The sequence below is a fragment of the Streptomyces parvulus genome (genome assembly GCF_014648855.1).
Taxonomy (GTDB): Bacteria; Actinomycetota; Actinomycetes; order Streptomycetales; family Streptomycetaceae; genus Streptomyces; species Streptomyces parvulus.
Genome location: NZ_BMRX01000002.1, coordinates 403,416 through 425,404, shown reverse-complemented (window position 1 = coordinate 425,404; position 21,989 = coordinate 403,416). Strand labels below are relative to the sequence as shown.

Genomic DNA, 21,989 nt, shown 5'->3' with positions numbered 1-21,989 from the left:
TGGGCTTTCTTGACCTCCATGGCGGACATCACCGGCAACACCAGGGACACGGGCGCGGCGGGCACGGCCGATTCGGCTCCCCGCAAGTCCAGTTGGCGCTACATCGGCCCCGGCATCGTCGTCGCGGCGACCGGGGTCGGGGCCGGCGACCTCGTGGCCACCCTGATCGCGGGCAGCAACTTCGGCTACACGCTGCTGTGGGCCGCGATCATCGGCTGCCTGGTCAAGATCTCCCTGGCCGAGGCCTGCGGCCGGTGGCACCTGTCCACCGGCACCACCCTCTTCGAGGGCTGGGCGAGCCTCGGCCGCTGGACCACCTGGTTCTTCGCGATATACGCCGTGATCTGGGGCTTCGTGTACGGCGCGGCAGCGATGTCGTCCAGCGCGCTGCCGCTCCAGGCCCTCTTCCCGGACGTGATGGGCCTCGAATGGTGGGGCATCGCCTGCGGTCTGGTGGGCCTGGTCTTCGTCTGGTTCAACAAGTACAACGTCTTCGAGAAGGTCATGACGGTCCTGGTGGGCGTCATGTTCGTCGTCACCGTCTACCTCGCGGTCCGCGTCACCCCCAACCTCGGGGACGCCTTCGCCGGCCTCCTGCCGGTCCTGCCGGACGAGAAGGACTCGGTCCTCAACACCCTCGGCCTGATCGGCGGCGTGGGCGGCACCATCACGCTGGCCGCGTACGGCTACTGGGTCAACGCCAAGGGCTGGACCAACACCGGCTGGATGAAGGTCATGCGGCTGGACAACCGGGTCGCGTACGCCACCACCGGCATCTTCGTCATCGCCATGCTCTTCGTCGGCGCGGAACTGCTCCACTCGGCCAACATCGCGATCGCGAGCGGCGACAAGGGCCTGATCCAGCTCGGTGACGTCCTGGAGGCCGAGTACGGCACGGCCACCGGCAAGCTCTTCCTGATCGGCTTCTTCGCCACCTCGTTCACCTCGCTGATCGGCGTCTGGCACGGCGTGAGCCTGATGTTCGCCGACTTCCTCGCCCGGCTGCGGGGCGAGCGCGAGGCCCGCGGCGACGAACTGGCCTCGGGCCGCCGCGAACGCTCCTGGGCGTTCCGCGCCTACCTGCTCTGGCTCACCTTCCCGCCCATCGTCCTGCTCTTCCAGGACGAGCCCTTCCGCCTGATCATCATCTACGGCGTCCTGGGCGCCGCCTTCATGCCCTTCCTCGCCCTCACCCTGATGTGGCTCCTCAACTCCTCCCGGACACCCCGCGAGTGGCGCAACGGCTGGCTGAGCAACGGCATGCTGACGGTGGCGGGGCTGCTGTTCCTGGTCCTGTGCGTGAAGCAGGTCTGGGACCAGCCGTGGGCGGAGTTCTTCTAGGACGGACGGGCCCTCAGGCGGCGGTCCGGCGGCTGCGGTGGCGCTTGCCGCTGCTGCTTCCGCCCGAGCGCTTTCCGCCGCTGCCACTGCCGCCGCTGCCGCCTCCGCCCGAACGCTTGCTTCCGCGTTTGCCGCTGCCTCCTGAGCCCGAGCGATTGTTGATCGCGGCCTGGAGGGCGGCGGCGGCCTGCTGGAGCTGGGCCGAGACGTTCGGGTCGCCGATGACGGAGGCGGCGTCGGTGAGCATCCCGACCGCCCTGGCGAGATAGTTCACCCAGTACGCGAACTGGTCGGCCGTCACCCGGGCCACGCCCTGGGTGAGCTGCTGCGCGTACTGGAGGAGATAGGTCACGGTGTCGGCGGCGTAACCGCCGTCGATGCCGGTCTCACCCGCGTGGGTCAGCTCCCACACGTGGGTCTCGATCTCCTGCAACGGCAGCTGCAGGCTGTTCCTGGTCGGGACGCCGGTCGCGGGCTCGTACAGATCCTCGAACATGACGTCGTCCGTGGCCGCCGCCTGGCCCTCGTCGGGCACCATGGACCGCTGGACGGCGTGGATCAGCTCGTGCCGCAGGGTGCTGTAGAGCTGGGCGGCGCCGCCGTCGAAGGCGGACCGGTAGACGGTGATCACGATCGGCGGTGAGTCGATCTGCGCCCCGGTCGCCCGGCCGAGCTGCTCCTGTGTGTGGGCCATCGCGCCGGGGCGCGTGTGGCTGTAGCCCACCTGCACCCGCTGGTACAGGTTCTCCAGGAGGCCGGCCTGGTCCCCGGTGAGCAGGCCGGAGACGTTGAGCTGGTCGAAGCGCCCCATGATGTACGTCAGCAGCTGCTGGAGGACCGCCCGCCGCTGGGCCGCGGTCTGCGCCTGGCCGATGGCGGCCACCAGTTCCTGGGGCAGGTCGGGGACCTGTGCGGACTGTTCCGAGGCGTCCGGCTGGTACACGCTCTCCTTGGCCACGCGCTGGACGGGCGGCGCGCCGGCGGAGCCCTTGGCCCCCGGCGCGGAGGTCCGCGCCCCGGCCCCGCCACCTGTTCCGGCGTCGTGCCCGCACCCGGCGCCGTGCGTGTGCTGCGCGAAGCCGTGCCCGGCCTTGCGCAGCATCTGCACGACCGCGGTGTTCCCGGCGGTGTTCTGCGCCGCGAGCAGCCCCTGCAGCGGAGTGGGGGGCCGGGTGGCGGCGGCCTTGTCCTGACGGGACGCGGACCGGCCGGACCGCTCGGAGGGCCCTTGACGGTGGTCGAACATGGGCACCGGAACGTCCTTTTTCGCATGGGAACGACGAACTTCGTGTCTACGCCGTCCGCGGGGAGTGCGCCAGGCCCGCGGAGGCACAGCCGACTGCCCCATGGGGCACGGGCGTCCGCCCCGGCCTCGAAGCGGCCGACCGGGGGACGCGGCAGCGCGAAGGCCCCTGCCCGCGTCGTCGCGGGCAGGGGCCGGAGCCGGGGTGGCCGGTGTTACGGGAGGGCGTCCACGTGCGGGCCCACCGCGTTCGACCACGCGTTGCCCGACGTCGCGTCCCAGTTCGTGGACCAGGTCATCGCGCCGCGCAGGGCCGGGTAGGTCTTCGACGGCTTGAAGGAGCCGCAGCTGGTGCCCTTGGTGAGGCAGTCCAGGGCGGCGTTGACCACCGACGGGGCGACGTAGCCGCCGCCGGCCGCGCGGGTGGAGGCCGGGACGCCCAGGCCGACCTGGGAGGCGTCGAGGCCGTTCTCCAGCTGGATGCAGGCCAGGGCGGTGAGGAAGTCCACCGTGCCCTGGGCGTAGACCTTGCCGTCGCAGCCCAGCATCGTGCCGCTGTTGTAGTACTGCATGTTGACGACCGTGAGGATGTCCTTCACGTTCAGCGCCGTGCGGAAGTAGCCGCCCGACGTGGACTGCATGTCGATCGTCTGCGGGGCCATCGTGAGGATCATGTCCGGGCCCGCCTTCGCCGACAGGGCGCGCAGGGCCTGCGTCATGTACGTCGGGTTGAGACCGTTCTCCAGGTCGATGTCGACGCCGTCGAAGCCGTACTCCTGCATCACGGAGTACACCGAGTTCGCGAAGTTGGCCGCGGAGGCCGAGTCGTTCACCGAGACGGTGCCCTTCTCGCCGCCCACCGAGATGATGACCTTCTTCCCGGCCGCCTGCTTCGCGCGGACGTCCGCCTTGAACTGGTCGACCGTGTAGCCGCCGAGGCCGGCCGAGTCCAGGTTGAAGGTGACCGCGCCCGGCGTCGTGGTCGCGTCGGCGAAGGACACCGCGATGATGTCGTACGCGCCCGGCACGTCGGAGATCTTCTGGACCGCGGCCCCGTTGTTGAAGTTCTGCCAGTAGCCCGTCACGGCGTGCTTGGGCAGGTCGCCGCCCCCGCCGCCGCCCTGCTCGGTCGTCCTGGCCGTCACCGCGGCCGACTTCGCGGACTCACCGGCCGCGTTCACCGCCGTGACCTGGAAGGAGTACGACGTCGAGGCCGCGAGGCCGGTCACGGTCGCCGACGTGCCGGTCACCGCCGTCACCTTGGTGCCGCCGCGGTAGATGTTGTACCCGGTGGCGCCCGACACCGCGTTCCAGGCCAGGGACGCCGTCGAGGACGTCGTACCGGAGACGCTCAGGCCGGCCGGGGCCGAGGGGACGGTGGGCTCGGGGTCCGTGCCGCCGCCCCCGTCGGGGCCGAAGACGGAGAGGTCGTCGACGTGGTACGCCGACTGCCCGTACCAGCCGTGCGTGTAGACCGACACCGACGTCGTCGAGGAGCCGGTGGTGAAGGTCGTCGTCAGCTGCTTCCAGGAGGGCGCGTCGGGGGTCCAGGTCGACACGTCCGTGGTGCCCGTGCCCGTGACGCCCAGGTAGGCGTAGCCGCCCTGCACCCACGCGCTCAGCTTGTAGGTCGAGTTGGGCTTGACCGCGACGCTCTGGGAGCAGCGGGCGTTGTCCTGCCCGGCCGGTGTGGCCCTCAGCGCCGCGGAGCCGGTGCGCACGGGGGAGGAGACGGTCGTACCGCTGTTCGCGGAGCACGTCCAGTTGCTGAGTCCGGCCTCGAAACCGGCGTTCTTCGCGTTGTTGACGTCGGCCGCCGACGCCTGGCCCGCGGCCGTGACCGAGAGGGCGAGCGCGGCGGTGACGGCTCCCGCCCAGAACTTCGTCCGTCTGCCGAACCGTCTGTGTACGGGCTCCACTGAGGCCTCCGGTGGGGGAGTGGGGACGTTGACGTACAAGTTGGTCCAGACCAATTGAGGTGTCAAGAGGTTGGTCCGGACCGGACCCTGCGCCCGGTGGAAATGCTCAACCTGCCCCGCTTTGCCGCGGGTTGTGCACCACGAGTTGGTTCAGAGCTGCAGAAACGCTGTTCTCCGGTCACATACGCGTGGTTAGAGTGCTCGGGTAGTCACGCAGTGAAGTCATCCGGGTGTGCCGGGGCAACGCCGGCGGACCGACGGGCATGGGAGACGGGGAGCCGCGCGTGCCAACTGCCATTGCCGTGACCAGTGCCGACATGGCACTGCCGCCACAGGACGAACGCACCCTGCCCGCGGTCGTCCTCCAGGACGTCGACCGGCGCCCCCTGGAGCACGTCCTCGCCGACTTCCAGACCCTCCTCGACCAGCACGGGCACGTGATCGTGGTCTGCTCCCAGGCCGCGCCCAGGGGCGTGGAGCGGCGGCTGCACACCGTCCGCGGCCTCCTGGAGAGCGACCGCATCGCCCTGTTCCGCCCGTCCCTGCCGCCCCTCGGAGTCGCCGTACTCGCCCGGCAGTTGCGGCAGCTGGCCTCCTGCGACCTCAGCCCCGGCGTCCTCGCCTCGGCCGGCCGGCTGCTCACCCACTACGTCCACGCCGGCGCCCTGCTCGGCTCCGTCGCCCGGCTCGACCACGTCCCGGTGGACCTCAAGGCGCACGCCAGGTCCTGGATGCCCGGCAGCCAGTTCGGCGTCGTCGCCCACCCCGCGCCGCAGCTCGTGAGGATCGGACCCGAAGCGGCCCTGGAGGGACCCGAGTTCGGCACCTGGCTGCTGGTCGCCAAGGGCCAGCACCCCACCGACTGGGTCACCGGCACCCTCGCCCCCTCCTGGCGCGTCCAGGGGCTGCGCGAGATGCCGCTGCCCGCCGAGTCACCCGGCTGGTGGGGGACGGGCCGGCTGACCGAGTTCTGCGCCTACCTGCCCGACCTCTCCGTCCTCTACCAACTGGTCACCTCGGTACGGCAGAGCGTCTGCCACTGGTGCGGCATCGACGTCATCGGCGACCGCTGCGTCTTCTGCTCCGCCAGCCCGCCCGACCACGACGCCCCCGGCGGCAGGAGCCCGCGGCACCGCACCGACCCCGCCCTCGGCCACCGCCGGGACACCGCCCTCGGCCGCCGCCGTGAGAGAAGGGCCCTCACCGGGTAGGACCCCAGCGCCCCGTCCGATCCCGTCCGGTCGATTCCCCCGATTCCCCCAATGAGGTTGCACGGCTCATGAACTCCCGTCAGCGCCGCGGCATCATCCTGCTGATCCTCTCCGTCCTGTGCGCCCTCGGCGCGTTCGCGGGCGTGCTGTCCGTCGTCAACGACGTGAAGTCCAAGGTCGGCCCCGAGGTCGCCGCCTACCGGCTCAAGTCGGACGTGGAGCCCTACACGCCGCTGGACGAGGGGCAGTTCGAGAAGATCGAGATGCCGGAGCGCTGGCTGTCGGAGAACGCCGTCACCGACCTCGGCCAGGTCCGCGGCAAGATCGCCGTCACGAAGCTCAAGGCGGGCTCGCTGCTCCAGAGCGACATGGTCGTCGACCAGCCCGCCCTGCGGCCGGGGCAGCAGGAGGTCGCCATCATGATCGACGCGGCCACCGGCGTGGCCGGCAAGATCACGCCGGGCTCGGCCGTCAACGTCTACGCCACCTTCGAGGGCGAGCGCGAGGGCGCCCCCGCCCAGTCGAAGATCATCGTCACCAACGCCCGGGTCATCGACGTCGGCGAACTCACCTCGCTGGAACCCGACGAGAACAGCCGCGACCGCGAACCCACCGACGCCGTCCCCATCACCTTCGCACTGTCCACCATCGACGCCCAGCGCATCACCTACGCCGAGTCGTTCGCCCAGCGCGTGCGCCTCGCGCTGGTCGCGCCCGGCGGCGGCACCACGGTCCCCGACAAGGACCGGACGTACGAACTCGCGAAGGACAAGTGAGAGCCCGTATGGCCACGAGGATCCTCCCCGCAGTCGGCGACGCGGACGCCGTACGGTCCGTCACGACCCTGCTCAGCCAGCTCCCGGACGCCGAACCCGTCGCGCCGGTGGCCGACTCCACGCAGCTCGTCGACACCCTCGCCCGCCTCGCCGCCGAGTCGGTCGACGAACTCCCCGAGGTCGTGATCGTCCACGAGCGCATCGGCCCGGTGCCCGCCCTGGAGCTGATCCGCGAGGTCGCCCTGCGCTTCCCGGCCGTCGGAGTCATCCTCGTCACCTCCGACCCCGGCCCCGGCCTCTTCCAGGCCGCCATGGACTACGGCGCCCGCGGCCTGGTCGCCCTGCCGCTCGGCTACGAGGAACTCGCCAGCCGCGTCCAGGCGGTGGCCCAGTGGTCGGCGGGCGTACGCCGGCACCTGGGCAGCGGCGGCGACGTGTTCACCGGCGCCGGCGGCACCGTCGTCACCGTCAGCGGCGCGAAGGGCGGCGTCGGCACCACCCTCACCGCCATCCAGCTGGCCCTGGCCGCCCAGGCCTCGGGCCGCGCGACCGCGCTGCTCGACATGGACCTCCAGGCGGGCGACGTCGCCTCGTTCCTGGACGTCCAGTTCCGCCGCTCCGTGGCCGACCTCGCCGCCATCACCGACCTCTCCCCGCGCGTCCTGGCCGACGCCGTCTTCCGGCACGACAGCGGGCTCGCCCTGCTCCTCGCGCCCGGCGAGGGCGAGCGCGGCGAGGAGGTCACCGACCGCGCCGCCCGCCAGATCATCGGCGCCCTGCGCCGGCGCTACGAGGTCGTCGTCGTCGACTGCGGCGCCCAGCTCGGCGGGGCCGGCGCCGCCGCCGTGGAGATGGCCGACACCGCGCTCCTGGTCACCACACCCGACGTCGTCGCCGTACGGGGCGCCAAGCGGGCCGTGCGGATGTGGGACCGGCTCCAGATCCGCAAGGCCGAGGAGACCACCGTGGTCGTCAACCGGCACACCCGGGGCACCGAGATCCAGCCCCCGCTGATCCAGCGCATCACCGGCACCGCCCTGGCGGCCACCGCCGTCCCCGCCAACTTCAAGGAACTCCAGAGCGCCGTGGACGCGGGCCGGGTCCACGAACTGGACGCGCGGAGCACGGTGAAGCAGGCCCTGTGGGCCCTCGCCGGCGAACTGGGCCTGGTCACGGCACCCGCGGAGCCCCGCAAGGGCCACGGCCGCCTCCGCGGCGACCGCGGCGCGGCGAGCCTGCGCCGCCGGAGGGACGGGGCGGGATGAGCGGGGCGATGGGCGCGTTACGGGGTGGCGGCCTTCGGGGCGACGTACGGGGTGCCGGGCGCCGGGGCGACGCCGGGCAGGTCGCCGTCGAGTTCGTCGGCATGATCCCCGCGATCGTCGCCACCCTGGTGGTGCTGTGGCAGCTCGTCCTCGTGGGATACACGTACACGCTCGCGGGGAATGCTGCCGACGAGGCGGTACGGGCGGCCACCGCGGCCGACCGGGGGGCCCGGCAGGGGGCCTGCCAGGAGGCCGGCCGGGACAAGCTGCCGGGCGCGTGGGAGGGGGGCGCCGGTGTGGACTGCGGCACCGGGGGCGGCTACGTCACCGCCGACGTGCGCATCGAGGTCCCCATCCTCTTCCCGGGCACCGTCAGCTTCCCCTTCACCGTGCACGGACACGCGGGGGCCGTCGAGGAGGAGGACGACTGAGATGGCGTACTCCAGCGGCTCGTACTCCAGGGGCCCGGGCGGCGGGCCGGCCAGGGACCGGGGCCAGGCGGCCCTCGAGTACCTCGGCTTCCTCCCGATCCTGATCATCGTCGGCATGGCCGTCGTACAGCTGGGCCTGATCGCCTACACCGCCCAGCAGGCGGGCACCGCCGCCCGCGCCGGGGCCCGCGGCGCCTCCCTCCAGGAGAGCGCCCAGGGCGCCTGCGCCGCGGCCGTCAGCAGCTGGCTGGCCGACGGCACCTCCTGCCCGCCCTCGTACGGCGGCGACGAGGTGACGGTCACCGCCACCGTCGACATCCCCTCGATCGTCCCCGGTTGGGACTTCGACCCCGCCACCCGGACGGCCACCATGCCGCTGGACCACTGACCGAGGAGCCGAGGACGCATGAGCCTGCGCGCACGCATCCACTCGCCCGAGGAGCACGGCAGCCGGGGCGAGGACGGACACCTGGTCGCCTCCTACCGGGCCAAGCTCCTGGAGGAGATCGACCTCGCCGAGATGAGTTCCCTCGCGGCGGCGGAACGCCGGGCGCGCCTGGAGCGGGTCCTCGGCCACATCATCAGCCGCGAGGGCCCGGTCCTGTCCACGGTCGAACGCTCCCAGCTGATCCGCCGCGTGGTCGACGAGGCTCTCGGCCTCGGCATCCTGGAACCCCTGCTGGAGGACGCGTCCATCACCGAGATCATGGTGAACGGACCCGACGCGATCTTCGTGGAGCGCGGCGGACGCGTCGAACAACTCCCGCTCCGCTTCGCCTCCCACGACCAGCTGATGCAGACCATCGAGCGGATCGTCTCCACGGTCAACCGCCGCGTCGACGAGTCGAACCCCATGGTCGACGCCCGCCTCCCCTCCGGCGAGCGCGTCAACGTGATCATCCCGCCGCTCTCGCTGACCGGCGCCACGCTCACCATCCGCCGCTTCCCGCGCTCCTTCACCCTGCACGAGCTGATCGGCCTCGGCTCCCTCGACGAGCACATGCTCTACCTGCTGGCCGGCCTCGTGCAGGCCCGCTTCAACATCATCGTCTCGGGCGCGACCGGCACCGGGAAGACGACCCTGCTCAACGCCCTCTCCGGCCTCATCCCCGAGACCGACCGCATCATCACCATCGAGGACTCGGCCGAACTCCAGCTCCAGCAGGCCCACGTCATCCGCCTGGAGTCCCGCCCGCCCAACGTCGAGGGCCAGGGCCGCGTCACCATCCGCGACCTGGTCCGCAACTCGCTGCGCATGCGCCCCGACCGCATCGTCGTCGGAGAGGTCCGCGGCGGTGAGTCCCTGGACATGCTCCAGGCCATGTCCACCGGCCACGACGGCTCCCTGGCCACCGTCCACGCCAACAGCGCGGAGGACGCCCTGATGCGCCTGCAGACCCTGGCCTCCATGTCCGACGTGGAAGTCCCCTTCGTCGCCCTGCACGACCAGATCAACAGCTCCGTCGACGTCGTCGTCCAGCTCACCCGCTTCGCCGACGGCGCCCGCCGCATCACCGAGATCGCCCTCCTGGCCAGCCACGGGGGCGAGCCCTACCGCCTCGCCACGGTCGCCCGCTTCAACGCCCGCCCGATGACCCCGGACGGGCGCGTGCACGGCCAGTACGAGTACTTCCCCCTCCCGCACCGCACCGCCGAGCGCCTCTACATGGCCAACCAGCCCGTCCCGCAGGCCTTCGGCGTCGCCCACTCCCTGGACCAGCTCACCACCCGAGAGGCCAGGTAGGACCGCCCGATGAACCTGGACACGCTCGTCACGCTCACCACCGGCATCACGCTGCTGACCTGCGTCCTGGCGGTCGTCGGCCTGCACGCCTACGCCGCCGGCCGCGCCCAGCGCGCCGCCCTGGTCGACCGCCTGTCCGCCACCGGGCAGATACCCCTCGCCGGACGCCGCCGCCGCTTCCCCACCCTCGACCGCCGGCTGCGCCGCACCAGGCTCGGCAGGAACCTGGAACTGCGCCTGTCCGCCACGGGCCTGGACGTCACACCCGGCGAGTTCTTCGCCTACCTGGTCGCGGCCGTCGTCGGCCTGTGGCTGGTCGGCCAGGCCGTCCTCGCCCCCTTCTTCGGCCCGCTCGCCGCGCTGCTGGGCATCGGCGCGGCCGTCCAGTTCCTCACCTGGCAACGCCAGAAACGCATCGAGAAGTTCATCAACCAGCTCCCCGAACTCGCCCGCATCCTCGCCAACGCCACCCAGGCCGGCCTCGCGCTGCGCACCGCGATCGGCATGGCGGCGGAGGAACTGGAGGCCCCGGCCGGCGAGGAACTCGGCAAGGTGGCCGACCAACTCGCCCTCGGCGCCTCGATGGACGACGCCCTCGGCGAACTCGCCGACCGCCTCCCCTCCCGCGAACTCGTCGTCCTGGTCACCACCCTCGTCCTCGCCAACCGCGCCGGCGGCCAGGTGGTCAGCGCCCTGCGCAACCTCACGGAGACACTGGAGGAGCGCAAGGAGACCCGGCGCGAGGTCCGCACCCAGCTCTCCCAGGTCAACATGACCTCGTACGCCGTCCCCGTCCTGGGCATCGGCTCGTTGTTCCTGATGAACGGCGTCAAGGACGGCGCCCTGGAACGCATGACGGGCTCCCCGGTCGGCCAGGCCGCGGTGATCATCGCCTTCGGCCTCTACGCCGTCGGCTTCGTCCTCATCCGCCGCCTGTCCCGCATCGACGTCTGAGGGGAGCTGGAATGGCATCCGGAATCGAATGGCTCCTCGCCCTCCTCATGGGCGCCGCCGTCTGGGGCGCCTTCGCGGGCGTCCGCATGTACCGCGCGGAGGCGAAGCTCCCCGACGACCTCGCCCTCGCGCTGGAGGTCGGCGCCACCCGCACCGGCGCGGTGGACTCCCTCGTCGACCGCATGGGCATGCGCTACGCGCCCACCGTCCTGCGCCTGATGGGCCCGGCCGCGGTGGCGAAGTACCGCCGCAGGATCGACCTGGCGGGCAACCCCGGCGGCCTGACCATCGACCGCTACGCCGCCCGCCGCGCGGTCTACGGCTTCCTGGGCGCCCTGGGCTTCCTGGTCTTCGTCCTCCGCGGCCAGTTCGTGGTCGCGCTCCTCCTGCTGGCCTTCGGCGCGTTCTGGACGGAGGTCGGCATCTGGTCGGCGATCCGCATCCGCAAGGACGTCATCGAGCGCACGCTCCCCGACTTCCTGGACGTCCTGGCGGTCGTGGTGAGCGCGGGCCTCGGCTTCCGCCAGGCCCTCGACCGCGTGGCGATGCGCTACGAGGGCCCCTGGGCCGACGAACTGCGCATCACCCTGCGCCAGATGGACCTCGGCATGAGCCGCCGCCAGGCCTTCGCGGAACTGCGCCGGCGCAACGACTCCGAACAGGTGGCGATGTTCGTGACGGCACTCCAGCAGGGCGAGGAACTGGGCGCCCCCATCGTGGAGACCCTGGTCTCCCTGGCCAAGGACATGCGCCGCACCGACGCCCAGAACGCCCGCCGCAAGGCCGCGCGGGCGGTCCCCAAGGCCACGATGATGATCACGACCTTCATGGTCCCGGCCACGATGATCCTCCTCGGCGCGGGCCTGATCCTGGGTTCGGGGACGGACTTCGGCACGATCACGGGCGAATAGGCAGGAGGGACGCCATGTCGGTCACGCAGCCGGGGAAAGGGGGCGGCGTACACCATCAAAGTGCGACTGCACATACACCGATGACATCAAAACCCGCAGACTTACGGCCCAGTCGGCCCAATCCCGCCCAATGCCTTTCACAGTTGCAACCAACTGTGGGAGAGTCGTTGTCCGGTACTCCCGACAGGTCGAGGTCTCAACCGAGCGCAAGGGGGGCGGGGATCGTGGACGAGGTGACGTCCGGCATGACCAGCCAGCAGATCCCCACCGCCCGTCCGCACGTTCCGCACGAGGAACGCGGCTTCGTCCACCCTGAAGGGGAACACCATGACCAACTGGCTCCACACCACGGCAGCCCACCTCCACACCCGCACCACCGCGGCCCGCGACGACAAGGGGCAGACGGCGGTGGAGTACCTGGGGATCATCGCGGTGGTGGTGGCGATCGTGCTGGCTATTACGGGGACGGATATCGGGCAGTCGATCTACGACGCAATCGTGGACAAGATCGACGAAGTCACCGGCGGCTGATGCGCCACCCGAGGCGCGCTGACGAGGGGCAGACGTTCCCCATCTACATCACGGTGGTGGGGGGCCTGCTCTTTCTGGCGTTCGCATACTTCGCCGTCGGCCAGGCTTCGGCGAACCGGAACGGCGCGCAGACAGCCGCTGACGCGGCGGCTCTGGCGGCCGCGCAGGACACTCGGGATCAGCTCGCTGGAGCGTGGATCGACGAGATCCGGGACCCGACGAGGTGGCGGGCTATTTTCGAGGGCGATGTGCCGGGCCTCCAGCCGTCGTGCTGGCGCGGCGAGCAGCTCGCCGCCCAAAACGATGCGCGTGTCCTGAGTTGTCATCCGGAAGGGCTGCTCGGCTACACGGTGGAGGTCGAGACGAATAGAACCGTCGGCGACTCCATCGTGCCCGGCACTGAGAACAAGAAGTCTCTGGCGTCTGCGTCTGCCGTCATTGAAGCCGCATGCACGTTTGAGCCTCCCGTGGAAGGCGCAGAGGGCGACGAGCTGCCTGGACTGGCCTGCCACGACGAGCAATGGGAGTTGGATCCCGAGAAGCAGGAAGACCTGCCGAAGCCAGAGGACCTGTTCGACGTCCATCTGGCCGACTGACAATTGACGACGAGGACGAGAAAGCAGGGGGTATGAACAGTCGGTTCATCATGAAGGCCCGCAGAGGGGTGATCGCACTGGTCATCGGGGCCGGACTTGCCCTGAGCGTTGCCGGATGCAGCGGCGGCGACGGCGATGACGGTAAGTCGGAAAGCTCCGCGTCCGCCTCCAGGGACAGCGGGTCTGATCCAAGCGCTCAGGAGGGGTCGGACGAACCTCTCGCCGAGCTCAAGGGGGAGGAAGGACTCATCCTGAAGCTCACTTCGGCCCAGCGGGACGGAGGCGGTTTCGTCACCGTCAGCGGCGAGTTGAAGAACGACGGCGACGAGCCTGCTCGTGTCTCCGTACGCACCGCGGGTGACGAGACGGAGATCATCAGGCACGGGTCGTCGCTAGGAGGCGCGACGCTCGTGGATTCGAAGGGGAAGAAGCGCTACTACGTGCTGCGTGACACAGACGGCCGTCCCCTCACCACGACGAACATGCCGAGGATCAAGGCCGGTGACGTAGTCCCGGTCTTCATGCAGTTTCCCTCTCCGCCGACGAGCGTCACCGAAGTCACGTTCCAACTGCCCACCTTCGCCAGCGCGACCATCGCCATCTCCGGGTGAGGGCAGGATGACCTCAACCCCGCGTCTTGCTCGCACCCTGACCACGGTGTCCCTCATGGTCGCCACGACCCTGTCCGGCACCACCACGGCTCAAGCCGAAGACGATCCGAATGATCCTCCCGGCACTGAGGCGTCAGCCTCGGCCCCTGTAGAAGTGGACCCCGCCGATCCCGACCTCAAGATCCCCGACGGGGCAACGCTCGCCCAGGCCAAAGTGCTGGACATCAAGTCCGTCGTAGAGGAGCAGAGCGGCGACGAACGCCGCGAGGACACCAACACCAGCGTGACCCTCGCCCTCCAGGCGGAGGTGCTGTTCGGCAAGGACAGCGCGAAACTCGGCGCGGAGTCGAAGTCCCGCATCACGGGGATCGCCGAGGAGATCAAGACCCAGAACGCCACCCGCGTCAGGGTCTTCGGCTTCACCGACAACCTGGGCTCCTCCGCCCACGGAGACACCCTGTCCAAGAAGCGCGCCAACGCCGTGCACGACGTCCTGTCCGCGACCCTGAACGACGCCGCCATCACCTACGAGGTCCGCGGCTACGGCGAGCAGTACCCGATCGCCGACAACGCGACGGAGGCCGGCCGCAAGAAGAACCGCAGGGTCGAGGTCTCCTTCCCCCGCACGGAACCGTGATCCCCAAAGCCGATACCGATGCCGCCCGGCGCGACAGCCCGACAACGCTGTCGCCCGCCCAGGCCCGCCCCCGCCGCCCCTACTCCTCCGCCCGCACCGTCACCCGCGCCCCGACCCGCACTCCCCACCCGGCCATCACCCCGGCCTCGGCCTCCAGCACGTGCCGGGACCGTACCCGGGGCAACCCCAGCCGCCCCGGCCGCATGGTCCGTACGGAGATGACACGGAACCGCCGATCGAGGTAGGCGACGTCGATGGCCATCCGCATCCGAAAGGTATGCACGCTACTGGCGGGCGTGAGCAGCATCGCCCCGTCGAGCCGATCCCGCCCGAGCAGCCCACGGGCACGCGCATGGTAGGACCGAGCAATCTCCACCGGCACGACCACATCGCGCCCCCCGCTCTCCGAACCGCCCCCCTCCACCACCAGAACCCCCACCCCGTCCCGCCACCGCCTCCGCCGCCCCATCCCGACCTGCCTCCCCGCCACACCGTGAGCCTTTGCTGCTTCCTCTACGAAATGTTCCCGGAACCACACGGGGACCCTGCAACCGGAGTGCGCACCTTCTCGTGTTACGCAACCGTTATGGCCCAAGACGCCACAAGTAGCCCCGATTTGGCCGCATAGGGCGGGACGGGCAACGGGCTTTGACCCTGGTGCCACGGTGCCTCGGTGGATAGCGTTGCTTCGCTGAAGAGAACCCTCGTCCCACCCAGGAGCCCACAGTGACTCGCCGCCGCCCCGCCCGCCTCGCAGCGCTCACACTGACCGCCGCTGCGGCTCTGACGCTGTCCGCCTGCGGAGGCGACGACAACTCCTCCGACGACAAGGACAAGATCGCCGGCGCGGACACGGGCAGCGACACCTCGACGTCTCCCAGCCCCTCTGCATCCTCGACGGAAGCAGGGGGAAGGCCGAAGATCGAACTTCCGTCGGACATGAAGCTGACCTTCGAGGACGCGGAGACGGGAGATGCGGTCAAGGACGCAGTGCTCGCCGACAATGCGCAGCGGATGCGTGCTCTGAACGCGGCGATCGCCGGTACGGATCCCAAGGGAACGGCGCTCGGCTTCTACAACACGGGTAAGGCGTTGGAAGCCTCGGTGTCGTGGGTGGCGCAGTTCGAGAAGGTCGACGCCACCGTGACCGGTGAGGTTCGGTACTTCAATCGGAAGGTCACGCTGAAAGACGGGGCATCGGCCGGCCTTACGTTCTGCGCGGACGAGAGCAAGGGCTTCAGCAAGGACAGGAAGACTGGCAAAGTCGCGAAGACACCCGTGACCAAGAACAGCTACGTCCTGTACAACACCCGTCTTGAGAAGAACGCCGATGGTGTCTGGCAGACATCGCAGATCATCTCCACGAGGGGGGCGGCCCAGTGCCAGCCGTAGCGAGGACATCGGTGTGTGCGGCCATACTGGCGGGCGGCATCGTGCTTGCCTCGTGTCCGGCGGCATGGGCCGACATCGTGCCCGGCGGTGACGGCGGGGGGTCGGAAACTCAAGTGGATGGCGGGAAGGCGGGCGGGGGCATCTCGGCGACGGCCGGTGCTGTGGTCTTCGACCGTTCCAACAATGGTGCGGGCCAGACCGCGGGCCCCGTCGCCGCCGCCTCCAACTGGACGCCTCCGGCGTGCTACTACGCCCCGAAGTACACCCCCGAGCAGCTTCAGAAGACTCTCGAACCCATCTGGCAGGCCGAGTCGACGGGCTACCAGTGGGACGCCGAGCAGCGCGACAGGTACGAGAACGGGAAGCCGTACAAGGACTTCAACAAGGACAAGGCCGGCGAGGGCTATTGGTGGGACTCCTACGTCACCCAGGGGCGTGAGGGCGATCCAGGAGCGCTCGACTGCGAGGCAGACATCTTCTGGGTCGACACCAACGACGACCCGCCTGCGGACATCCCGCAGGCGATCACGCCCGAGATCCTCGCCCAGCTCGCCTATGCCGAGATTCGCGTACCCACGACCGAAGTGGATCTCGCGCCCGCCAATGCCACCAAGGTCAACCTCCCGACTTGGGCCTGGCTGGACGCCGCGAAGTTCAAGCGCGTCTCGGTGACGGCCTCCGTTCCTCTGCTGGGCGTCCAGGCGACCACCACTGCGGAACCCGTGTCGGTGAAGATCGACCCGGGCACCGCGGACGCCCAGACCTACCCTGCATCCGGCGTGTGCGAGCTGGCAGGCGACCGCATCGGCGAGCCCTATGCCAAGGGAAAGGCCGAGCAGACCCCGCCGTGCGGAGTGAAGTATCTGCGTTCCTCCGGCAACGGGTCGTACCAGCTGAGGGCGACGGTCACCTGGAAGATCCACTGGACCGGCACGGGCGTGGACAACGAACAGACCCTTCCGGACGGCGAGTTCGGTGGAGACCAAGACGTGATCGTCCAAGAGATCCAGGCCGTCAACCGCTGAGGCCAACCCGCCGTCCTACGCAGGAGCCGAACCACCGTGATCCACCGCCGCGGGCCTCTGCCCGCATCGCTCGTGCTGATCGCCATCTCGGCCTTGACCCTGTCGTCATGTGGAACAGGGGACGGCTCCGACGGCAATGGCAATCCCGCGGTGGCGGAGACGGCCGGCACGCCTTCTGCCTCGCCTACCGCACCCGAGCCCTCCCGGACCGATCGTCCGCGGATCTCGCTTCCCGCCGACCTTTCCTATGTCTTCGACTGGCCGAGGACGGGAGACAAGGAGAAGGACGCCGTCCTCGCCGACAGCGAGCAGTCCATCAAGGCGGTGGACCTCGCCATCGTCAGCCAGAACGCCCTCGACCCGGCATACCTCCACTACTACGAGGGTAAGGCGGCAGCCGGTACGGAGAAGTTCATCCAGGAATACGTCGATCAAAAGGCCACGATCACGGGAAACTACCGGTTCTACGAACCGCGCTTGGCCGTCCGTGAGGACGGTACGGCTGCCCTCTCGTATTGCGAGGATCAAGGCAGGGCCTACGTGAAATACCTCAGGGACAACAAGATCCGGAAAACTGAAGTAACGGCGAAGAGTTATGTCGAATACCACACTTCTCTGAAGAAAGACGCCGACGGAGTGTGGAAGGTGCAAGGTGTCTCCTCGAAGAGTGGAAGCGCGGCTTGTCAGCCATGACCTGTGCCGTGGGACCGACAGATCTGCTTCGCTGAAGAGAACCCTCGTCATATCCAGGAGCCCCCAGTGACTCGCCGTCGTCGCCGCCCAGCCCGCCTCGCGGCGGTCACTCTGTCCTTCGCTGCGGCCCTGACGCTGTCCGCATGCGGAGATGGCAGTGACAGCGCTTCGAACGACAATGACAAGGTCGCAGGTGCTGACGCCGCAAACGAGCCGTCGGCGACACCGAGTGAGTCCGAGCCGACCGAGGTGGGTCGACCTAAGGTCGAGCCGCCGGTCGATGTGACGTACAGGTTCGAGTGGGGCAAGCGCGGTGATCCGGCCGAGGACGCGGTGTTGCGGGACGCCGAGCAGCGCATCAAGGCCGTGGACATGGCCATTGCAGAGCAGGATCCGCTTCACGAAGCGTATCGCTTCTATTCCGAGGGCGAAGCTGCCGCCGACAGTCAGAAGTACATCCAGGAATTCGTCGATCACAAGGCGCGTACGACCGGTATGACGCGTTTCTACCGTGAAAGCGTGCATGTAAAGAATGACGGCACCGCTTCACTGGCGTACTGCGAGGATCAGAGCAAGGCGTTCAACAAGTTCCTAGATACGGGGAAGACCGACGTCACGTCGGTGACGAAGGACAGTTACGTCGCGTACGCAGCGACTTTGCGAAAGAACAGAAAGGGCGTCTGGGTGACGGAGCGTCTGGTCTCCGAGCGGGGGAGCGCTAAGTGTCAGCCGTGAACCCAACAGGATGCCTGCGCGGTGCGGAGTGCGCGTGCGACGCATGAGCAGCTGAAAGTACCTTCTCCCATCAGGAGCCCCTACCGTGACTCGTCGTTCCATCCTCCCCGCAGCGTTCGTGCTGACTGCCGTTGCGGCCTTGACGCTGTCCGGATGTGGAGGTGAAGACAGTTCCTCCGATCGGGAGGGCAGGGCCGCCAGCGCGAGTGCGGGTGACGGGCCGTCTGCCTCGCCCAGTTCCAGCGACTCGATGGCAGGTGGCCGGCCGGGGATCGAACTTCCCGCCGACGCCAAGAACGTCTTCGAAAGCGAGAGGACGGGTGACTCCGTGAAGGACGCCGTGCTCGCCGACAGTGCGCTCAGTATCAACGCGGTGGACGAAGCCATCTTCAAGGGAAGTGCCGACACGAATGCTCTCGGCTTCTACAACGTCGGCAAGGCACTGAGTTCGTCGATCACCTACGTGCAGGGCTACATCGACGCCGACGACACCTGGATCGGTGTGACGAGATACTTCGACCGGAAGGTCACGCTCAGGGGCACGGACAAGGCTTACGTGACCTATTGCTCTGACGAGAGCGAGTCCTACATCAAGAACAGGAAGAGCGGCAAAGTCGACAAGTCGGCCGCCTCGGCGGACAGCTACGTGCTCTACAACACCGCCCTGACCAAGAGCGCCGCCGGCGTATGGCAGACCACCGAGATCTCGTCAAAGCGAGGGGACACCGCGTGTCAGCCGTAGGGACCGCGGCGGCACCGCCGACTCCGCGGGGGTGTTGACCTCCTCCGCGTCATCCAGGAGGCCCGCGCCACCCCGCCGAGGGACCGTGTGGAGATGAGCGCCACGAAAGGCGGACGACGTCGTTCCTCACATCGGTGCAGGTGGGCCGGTGAGAGGGGATGGGGCAGATGGCGGAGCGGCTGGTCGTCGACGGGGACGAGCTCGGGCGGTTCATGAAGTCGCTGAGGCGGTCGTCGGCTTCGCTCAACGGGGTGCGCAAGGCGTTGTCGGACGCGACGATCGTCGGGCTTGGTACGGATGATCTCGACTCCGCGTGCGAGTCCTTCCAGGAGGACTGGAAGTACGGCTCCGAGGAGATCGGCAAGCAGACGGAGGATCTCGCCGAGATCATCGGCAAGAGCAGGGACAGCTACCTCGAGGTCGACAAGGCGCTCGAGGAGGCGGTGCGGGCGTCGCGCGCGGGCAAGGGCGGCGGCGCGAAGTGACCGTAACGGCCGGGAACGACCAGTACGGCGCCGCGCTCGATCCGCAGTCCCGGGCGGACCTGGACAAGCCCCAGGGGCTGAAGTCCGCACCGCGCATGCCGAACCCGGCCTATCCGCATCTCGGCTTCAATCCCGTCCCGGGTGACACGGAGGCCGTGCGGGGGCTGGAGAAGAAGCTCAGCGGGTGCGCCAAGGTCCTTCAAGAGGCCCACGACCTCGTCACCAAGCTCCTCGACGGCAGCTACTGGAAGGGTGACGCCGCCGTCGCCTTCCGCGAGCAGCTCGACGGCGGGCCGCTGCCCCTCAACCTCAAGAACGCCGCGCACTCCGTCCGCAAGGCTGCCCGGCAACTCGACCGCTGGGAAGGCGAACTCACCGACTTTCAGCGTCGGGCCGGGAAGCTGGAGGAGGACGCGCGGGAGGCACGGGCCGCGGTCGCTCGCGCGCAGGGCCGCGTGGAGAAACTGGGCGACGCTGCCGACCTCAAGACGGGCGGGGGCGACGGCGATGCCGCGCGGAAGGACCTCACCCGCGCGAAGGGCGACCTCGACGACGCCCAGGCCGAGCTGGCCGCAGTCATCGGCAAGGCGAAGAGGCTGGCCGAGGAGCACGAACGGCAGGCCGGCCTCCGCGCCCGCAAGATCCGCGACGCGACGAGGAAACTCGTCCCCCACGAGCCGGGCATGTTCGACGAGGCCCTCGACTGGCTGGGCGACAACCTGCCGGACATCCTCAGCTTCACGGCGGGGCTGGTGGGCGTGGCGGCGCTGCTGCTGGCGGGGCCGATGGGGTGGGGGGTGGCGACGGTCGCGGCGCTGATGCTGACCTCCTCAGGGATCAGCACAGTCGCGCTGGGTCTCAGGCTTTCCGATGCAGAAGTCCAGGCGTCCTTGTGGGACGGCCTCACAAAGGGTGAGCTCGATGCCGACTTCTGGAGCAACACGGTGTCGGTGGGGGCTGACGCGGTGGGTGCCCTGCCAGGGATCGCGGCGGTGGCCAAGGGTTCATTCGAGGCTACGCGAGCGGTCCGCAGAAGCGGACAAGTGGTGGATTTCTGGCAGAAAGCAGGAACCTACGGTGCGAAGATCAAGAGTGAGGCGGGTGCTATCACGGGTCTGGAGAATTCCATGGTTGCCCGAGCTGTACGGGGTCTGAGTAACCCCGGCAGGGCGGCCAGCGTGATCTCAGGGACGTCAGGCCTGGTGGGAGTCGGGACCGGCGGGTTCGGCCTCTACAACAAGGCTGTCGACGCAGATGACAGCGGTATCAAGGACGGCGCTGTGGCCAGTATCGACGGCTCACGTCTTGTTCTTGACGGCGGCGGTTTGGCCGACATCGCCCGATACATCTTCTGTCATTGACGGAGAGGGGTAAATATCTGTGAACCCGGACTTGTGCACGGTTGCCTGGGATCATTCGCCAACGCGTCGCGCCTGGCTCAGCCACATGGCGATGAACCTTCTCGGACTGGCCGGGTGGCTAGGCGGCTGGGTGGCGTTGCTCGGCGTCTCGGTCTACTCCGCCGATTGGGTCGCGTGGGTGTTCCTCCCCTTCTTCGTGTACGCGCCGTACCGGGCCCTCGTTCAGTGTCGCTACTTCCCGGCCGCGCTTCGGATGCTGCGGATCATGCGTGTCTACCCGTGGCAGGTTCTCCACGGGGCTCCGCATGGGCTGAGTGATCGACCTGAAGTAACCAGCAGGCACTACGGCTGGTTCGAGCTCCCGAATCCGGGCCGTCCGGAGCAGTGTTTGCCGGTGGTTTTCACGCGTCATCTTCGTCTGGAGTGGTGGAGTCGCCGAATGGCGCCTCGGGCCAAGCCGCACCTGAAGTCCGAGATCAAGGAGATCTGGTTCGCGGGCGATGTGCGCTTCGCCGGAGTCATTGCTGCGCCCACTCCCAGGGGCACCGCCCCTCGACGCTTGCAGATCATCGAGCAGCGCATGGAATCACCGGACGGCCAGCACTTGAACGAGTGGGGAGCGGGGCCGCACGACCTGGAGCGGGGCCGACGGGCGGGAGGGCAGCCCGCTCAGTTCTGAAGATTCGGAGAGAGGCCATGAGTAATCCAACGATCGCTATCGACAGCTCTGTCCACGATGAGGAGTCAGCGCTGTGGTTCGCCGAACCCCCGGGCTTCGTCTCCCTGCCGCTCGACGCCCTGCTCGCCGAACCCGGCTCGGCGGACGCCGGAGCGTTGCGGGCGGCCGTCGCGCCGCTGCTCGATGCGGCTCCCGGGGGGCCGGCTCGGCAGAGGTTCGTCGCGCAAGTGGCCCAGGGACAGCAGCTGCTGTCGGCGCTGTGCGGGTTCGGCACGGTCTACTGCTCCATCGGCCTGCATCGGGACGACGTCGACGGGCGGGGGGCAGCCACCCCCCTGTTCTCACTCCTCACGATTACCTGGCACGACACCAACGTCGCCCCGCGGGCCGTCACCGCCGCACGCGCCGTCACGTCGGTGAGCGGGCATACGAATGTCGCCCGTGTCGACCTGCCCTGCGGGCCGGGGGTTCTCAGCGAGACCACCTTGGCGCCGCCCCCCGCCCTCCCAGGGCACCCCCTCCTCCAGATCCACGCCCACCTCCCGCACCCCGACTGCAAGCGCATCGCCGTGTTCACCATGAGTACCGGTGCTGTGGCGCGGCGCGGGGAGTACCGGGGGGTTATGCGGCAGGTGGTCGTGAGCGTGAGGTTCGAGGATCCGATGGGCGTGGGGACGTAATCGTGTTGTCCGGTGGGTCCGGGCGGA

The 21,989-nt window shown here is 69.2% G+C and carries 25 protein-coding genes; 22 read left to right on the top strand and 3 right to left on the bottom strand.

The annotated features are described in order from the left end of the window. Positions 1–18: 18 nt before the first annotated feature. Entirely contained in the window at positions 19–1,341 is a 1,323-nt protein-coding gene (locus IE108_RS04880; RefSeq protein ID WP_064729582.1) for an Nramp family divalent metal transporter, read from the top strand. 13 nt (positions 1,342–1,354) lie between these two features. Here IE108_RS04880 and IE108_RS34735 read toward each other — a convergent pair whose 3' ends face one another. Then, positions 1,355–2,593 carry a hypothetical protein gene (locus tag IE108_RS34735; protein WP_372462839.1) on the bottom strand — a complete coding sequence of 413 codons (1,239 nt, stop codon included), beginning with the start codon at positions 2,591–2,593 and terminating at the stop codon, positions 1,355–1,357. Between the two features lie 206 nt (positions 2,594–2,799). Further along, a complete protein-coding gene (locus tag IE108_RS04870) occupies positions 2,800–4,503 on the bottom strand; it encodes a chitinase (RefSeq protein WP_064729584.1) in 1,704 nt (567 codons plus the stop codon). 263 nt (positions 4,504–4,766) lie between these two features. Here IE108_RS04870 and IE108_RS04865 point away from each other — a divergent pair, with 263 nt between their 5' ends. The 12 genes from IE108_RS04865 (at position 4,767) to IE108_RS04810 (ending at position 14,170) form a co-directional block, all read left to right on the top strand. Further along, entirely contained in the window at positions 4,767–5,714 is a 948-nt protein-coding gene (locus IE108_RS04865; protein ID WP_064731944.1) for a hypothetical protein, read from the top strand. A 68-nt stretch (positions 5,715–5,782) separates the two neighbouring features. Beyond that, the gene (gene cpaB / locus IE108_RS04860) at positions 5,783–6,490 is read left to right on the top strand and encodes a Flp pilus assembly protein CpaB (RefSeq protein ID WP_064729585.1); all 708 of its coding nucleotides are present in this window, start codon (positions 5,783–5,785) and stop codon (positions 6,488–6,490) included. 8 nt (positions 6,491–6,498) lie between these two features. Continuing rightward, the gene (locus IE108_RS04855; RefSeq protein WP_064729586.1) at positions 6,499–7,755 is read left to right on the top strand and encodes a CpaE/TadZ family protein; all 1,257 of its coding nucleotides are present in this window, start codon (positions 6,499–6,501) and stop codon (positions 7,753–7,755) included. An 8-nt stretch (positions 7,756–7,763) separates the two neighbouring features. Then, complete coding sequence (locus IE108_RS04850; RefSeq protein ID WP_064729587.1) at positions 7,764–8,186, top strand: TadE/TadG family type IV pilus assembly protein; 423 nt, start codon at positions 7,764–7,766, stop codon at positions 8,184–8,186. Position 8,187: 1 nt separating this feature from the next. Next, positions 8,188–8,574 carry a TadE/TadG family type IV pilus assembly protein gene (locus IE108_RS04845; RefSeq protein ID WP_064729588.1) on the top strand — a complete coding sequence of 129 codons (387 nt, stop codon included), beginning with the start codon at positions 8,188–8,190 and terminating at the stop codon, positions 8,572–8,574. An 18-nt stretch (positions 8,575–8,592) separates the two neighbouring features. Continuing rightward, complete coding sequence (locus IE108_RS04840) at positions 8,593–9,930, top strand: TadA family conjugal transfer-associated ATPase (protein ID WP_064729589.1); 1,338 nt, start codon at positions 8,593–8,595, stop codon at positions 9,928–9,930. Positions 9,931–9,939: 9 nt separating this feature from the next. Next, on the top strand, positions 9,940–10,884 hold the full coding sequence (locus tag IE108_RS04835; RefSeq protein ID WP_064729590.1) for a type II secretion system F family protein: 945 nt from the start codon (positions 9,940–9,942) through the stop codon (positions 10,882–10,884). 11 nt (positions 10,885–10,895) lie between these two features. Next, positions 10,896–11,795 (top strand): DUF5936 domain-containing protein, encoded by a 900-nt coding sequence (locus IE108_RS04830; RefSeq protein ID WP_064729591.1) that lies wholly within the window; start codon positions 10,896–10,898, stop codon positions 11,793–11,795. Positions 11,796–12,122: 327 nt separating this feature from the next. Further along, positions 12,123–12,326, top strand: coding sequence for a Flp family type IVb pilin (locus IE108_RS04825; protein WP_064729592.1), 204 nt, complete (start codon positions 12,123–12,125; stop codon positions 12,324–12,326). Then, a complete protein-coding gene (locus IE108_RS04820; RefSeq protein ID WP_064729593.1) occupies positions 12,326–12,922 on the top strand; it encodes a pilus assembly protein TadG-related protein in 597 nt (198 codons plus the stop codon). The genes IE108_RS04825 and IE108_RS04820 overlap by 1 nt, the downstream gene beginning before the upstream one ends. Positions 12,923–12,954: 32 nt before the next feature. Next, complete coding sequence (locus IE108_RS04815; RefSeq protein ID WP_064729594.1) at positions 12,955–13,533, top strand: hypothetical protein; 579 nt, start codon at positions 12,955–12,957, stop codon at positions 13,531–13,533. Between the two features lie 7 nt (positions 13,534–13,540). Further along, entirely contained in the window at positions 13,541–14,170 is a 630-nt protein-coding gene (locus IE108_RS04810) for an OmpA family protein (RefSeq protein WP_064729595.1), read from the top strand. Positions 14,171–14,249: 79 nt separating this feature from the next. Here IE108_RS04810 and IE108_RS04805 read toward each other — a convergent pair whose 3' ends face one another. After that, positions 14,250–14,639, bottom strand: a complete 390-nt coding sequence (locus tag IE108_RS04805) for a DUF192 domain-containing protein (RefSeq protein WP_064731945.1) — start codon at positions 14,637–14,639, stop codon at positions 14,250–14,252. A gap of 257 nt (positions 14,640–14,896) precedes the next feature. Between IE108_RS04805 and IE108_RS04800 the strand changes: the two genes are divergently transcribed. The 9 genes from IE108_RS04800 to IE108_RS04760 all read left to right on the top strand — a co-directional run bounded on the left by IE108_RS04800 (position 14,897) and on the right by IE108_RS04760 (position 21,962). Then, positions 14,897–15,562 (top strand): hypothetical protein, encoded by a 666-nt coding sequence (locus tag IE108_RS04800; protein WP_064729596.1) that lies wholly within the window; start codon positions 14,897–14,899, stop codon positions 15,560–15,562. Then, positions 15,550–16,587 (top strand): hypothetical protein, encoded by a 1,038-nt coding sequence (locus IE108_RS04795; protein WP_064729597.1) that lies wholly within the window; start codon positions 15,550–15,552, stop codon positions 16,585–16,587. Before IE108_RS04800 ends, IE108_RS04795 begins: the two co-directional genes overlap by 13 nt. 36 nt (positions 16,588–16,623) lie before the next feature. Then, complete coding sequence (locus IE108_RS04790) at positions 16,624–17,280, top strand: hypothetical protein (RefSeq protein WP_308433743.1); 657 nt, start codon at positions 16,624–16,626, stop codon at positions 17,278–17,280. A gap of 66 nt (positions 17,281–17,346) precedes the next feature. Next, positions 17,347–18,015 (top strand): hypothetical protein, encoded by a 669-nt coding sequence (locus IE108_RS04785; protein ID WP_107420261.1) that lies wholly within the window; start codon positions 17,347–17,349, stop codon positions 18,013–18,015. Between the two features lie 85 nt (positions 18,016–18,100). Beyond that, the gene (locus IE108_RS04780) at positions 18,101–18,757 is read left to right on the top strand and encodes a hypothetical protein (RefSeq protein WP_189397577.1); all 657 of its coding nucleotides are present in this window, start codon (positions 18,101–18,103) and stop codon (positions 18,755–18,757) included. 158 nt (positions 18,758–18,915) lie between these two features. Further along, on the top strand, positions 18,916–19,242 hold the full coding sequence (locus IE108_RS04775; protein WP_229851604.1) for a hypothetical protein: 327 nt from the start codon (positions 18,916–18,918) through the stop codon (positions 19,240–19,242). Next, complete coding sequence (locus IE108_RS04770; RefSeq protein ID WP_064729600.1) at positions 19,239–20,603, top strand: hypothetical protein; 1,365 nt, start codon at positions 19,239–19,241, stop codon at positions 20,601–20,603. Before IE108_RS04775 ends, IE108_RS04770 begins: the two co-directional genes overlap by 4 nt. 85 nt (positions 20,604–20,688) lie before the next feature. Continuing rightward, entirely contained in the window at positions 20,689–21,282 is a 594-nt protein-coding gene (locus IE108_RS04765) for a hypothetical protein (RefSeq protein ID WP_064729601.1), read from the top strand. Between the two features lie 17 nt (positions 21,283–21,299). Beyond that, entirely contained in the window at positions 21,300–21,962 is a 663-nt protein-coding gene (locus tag IE108_RS04760) for a hypothetical protein (protein WP_064729602.1), read from the top strand. Positions 21,963–21,989: the final 27 nt, after the last annotated feature.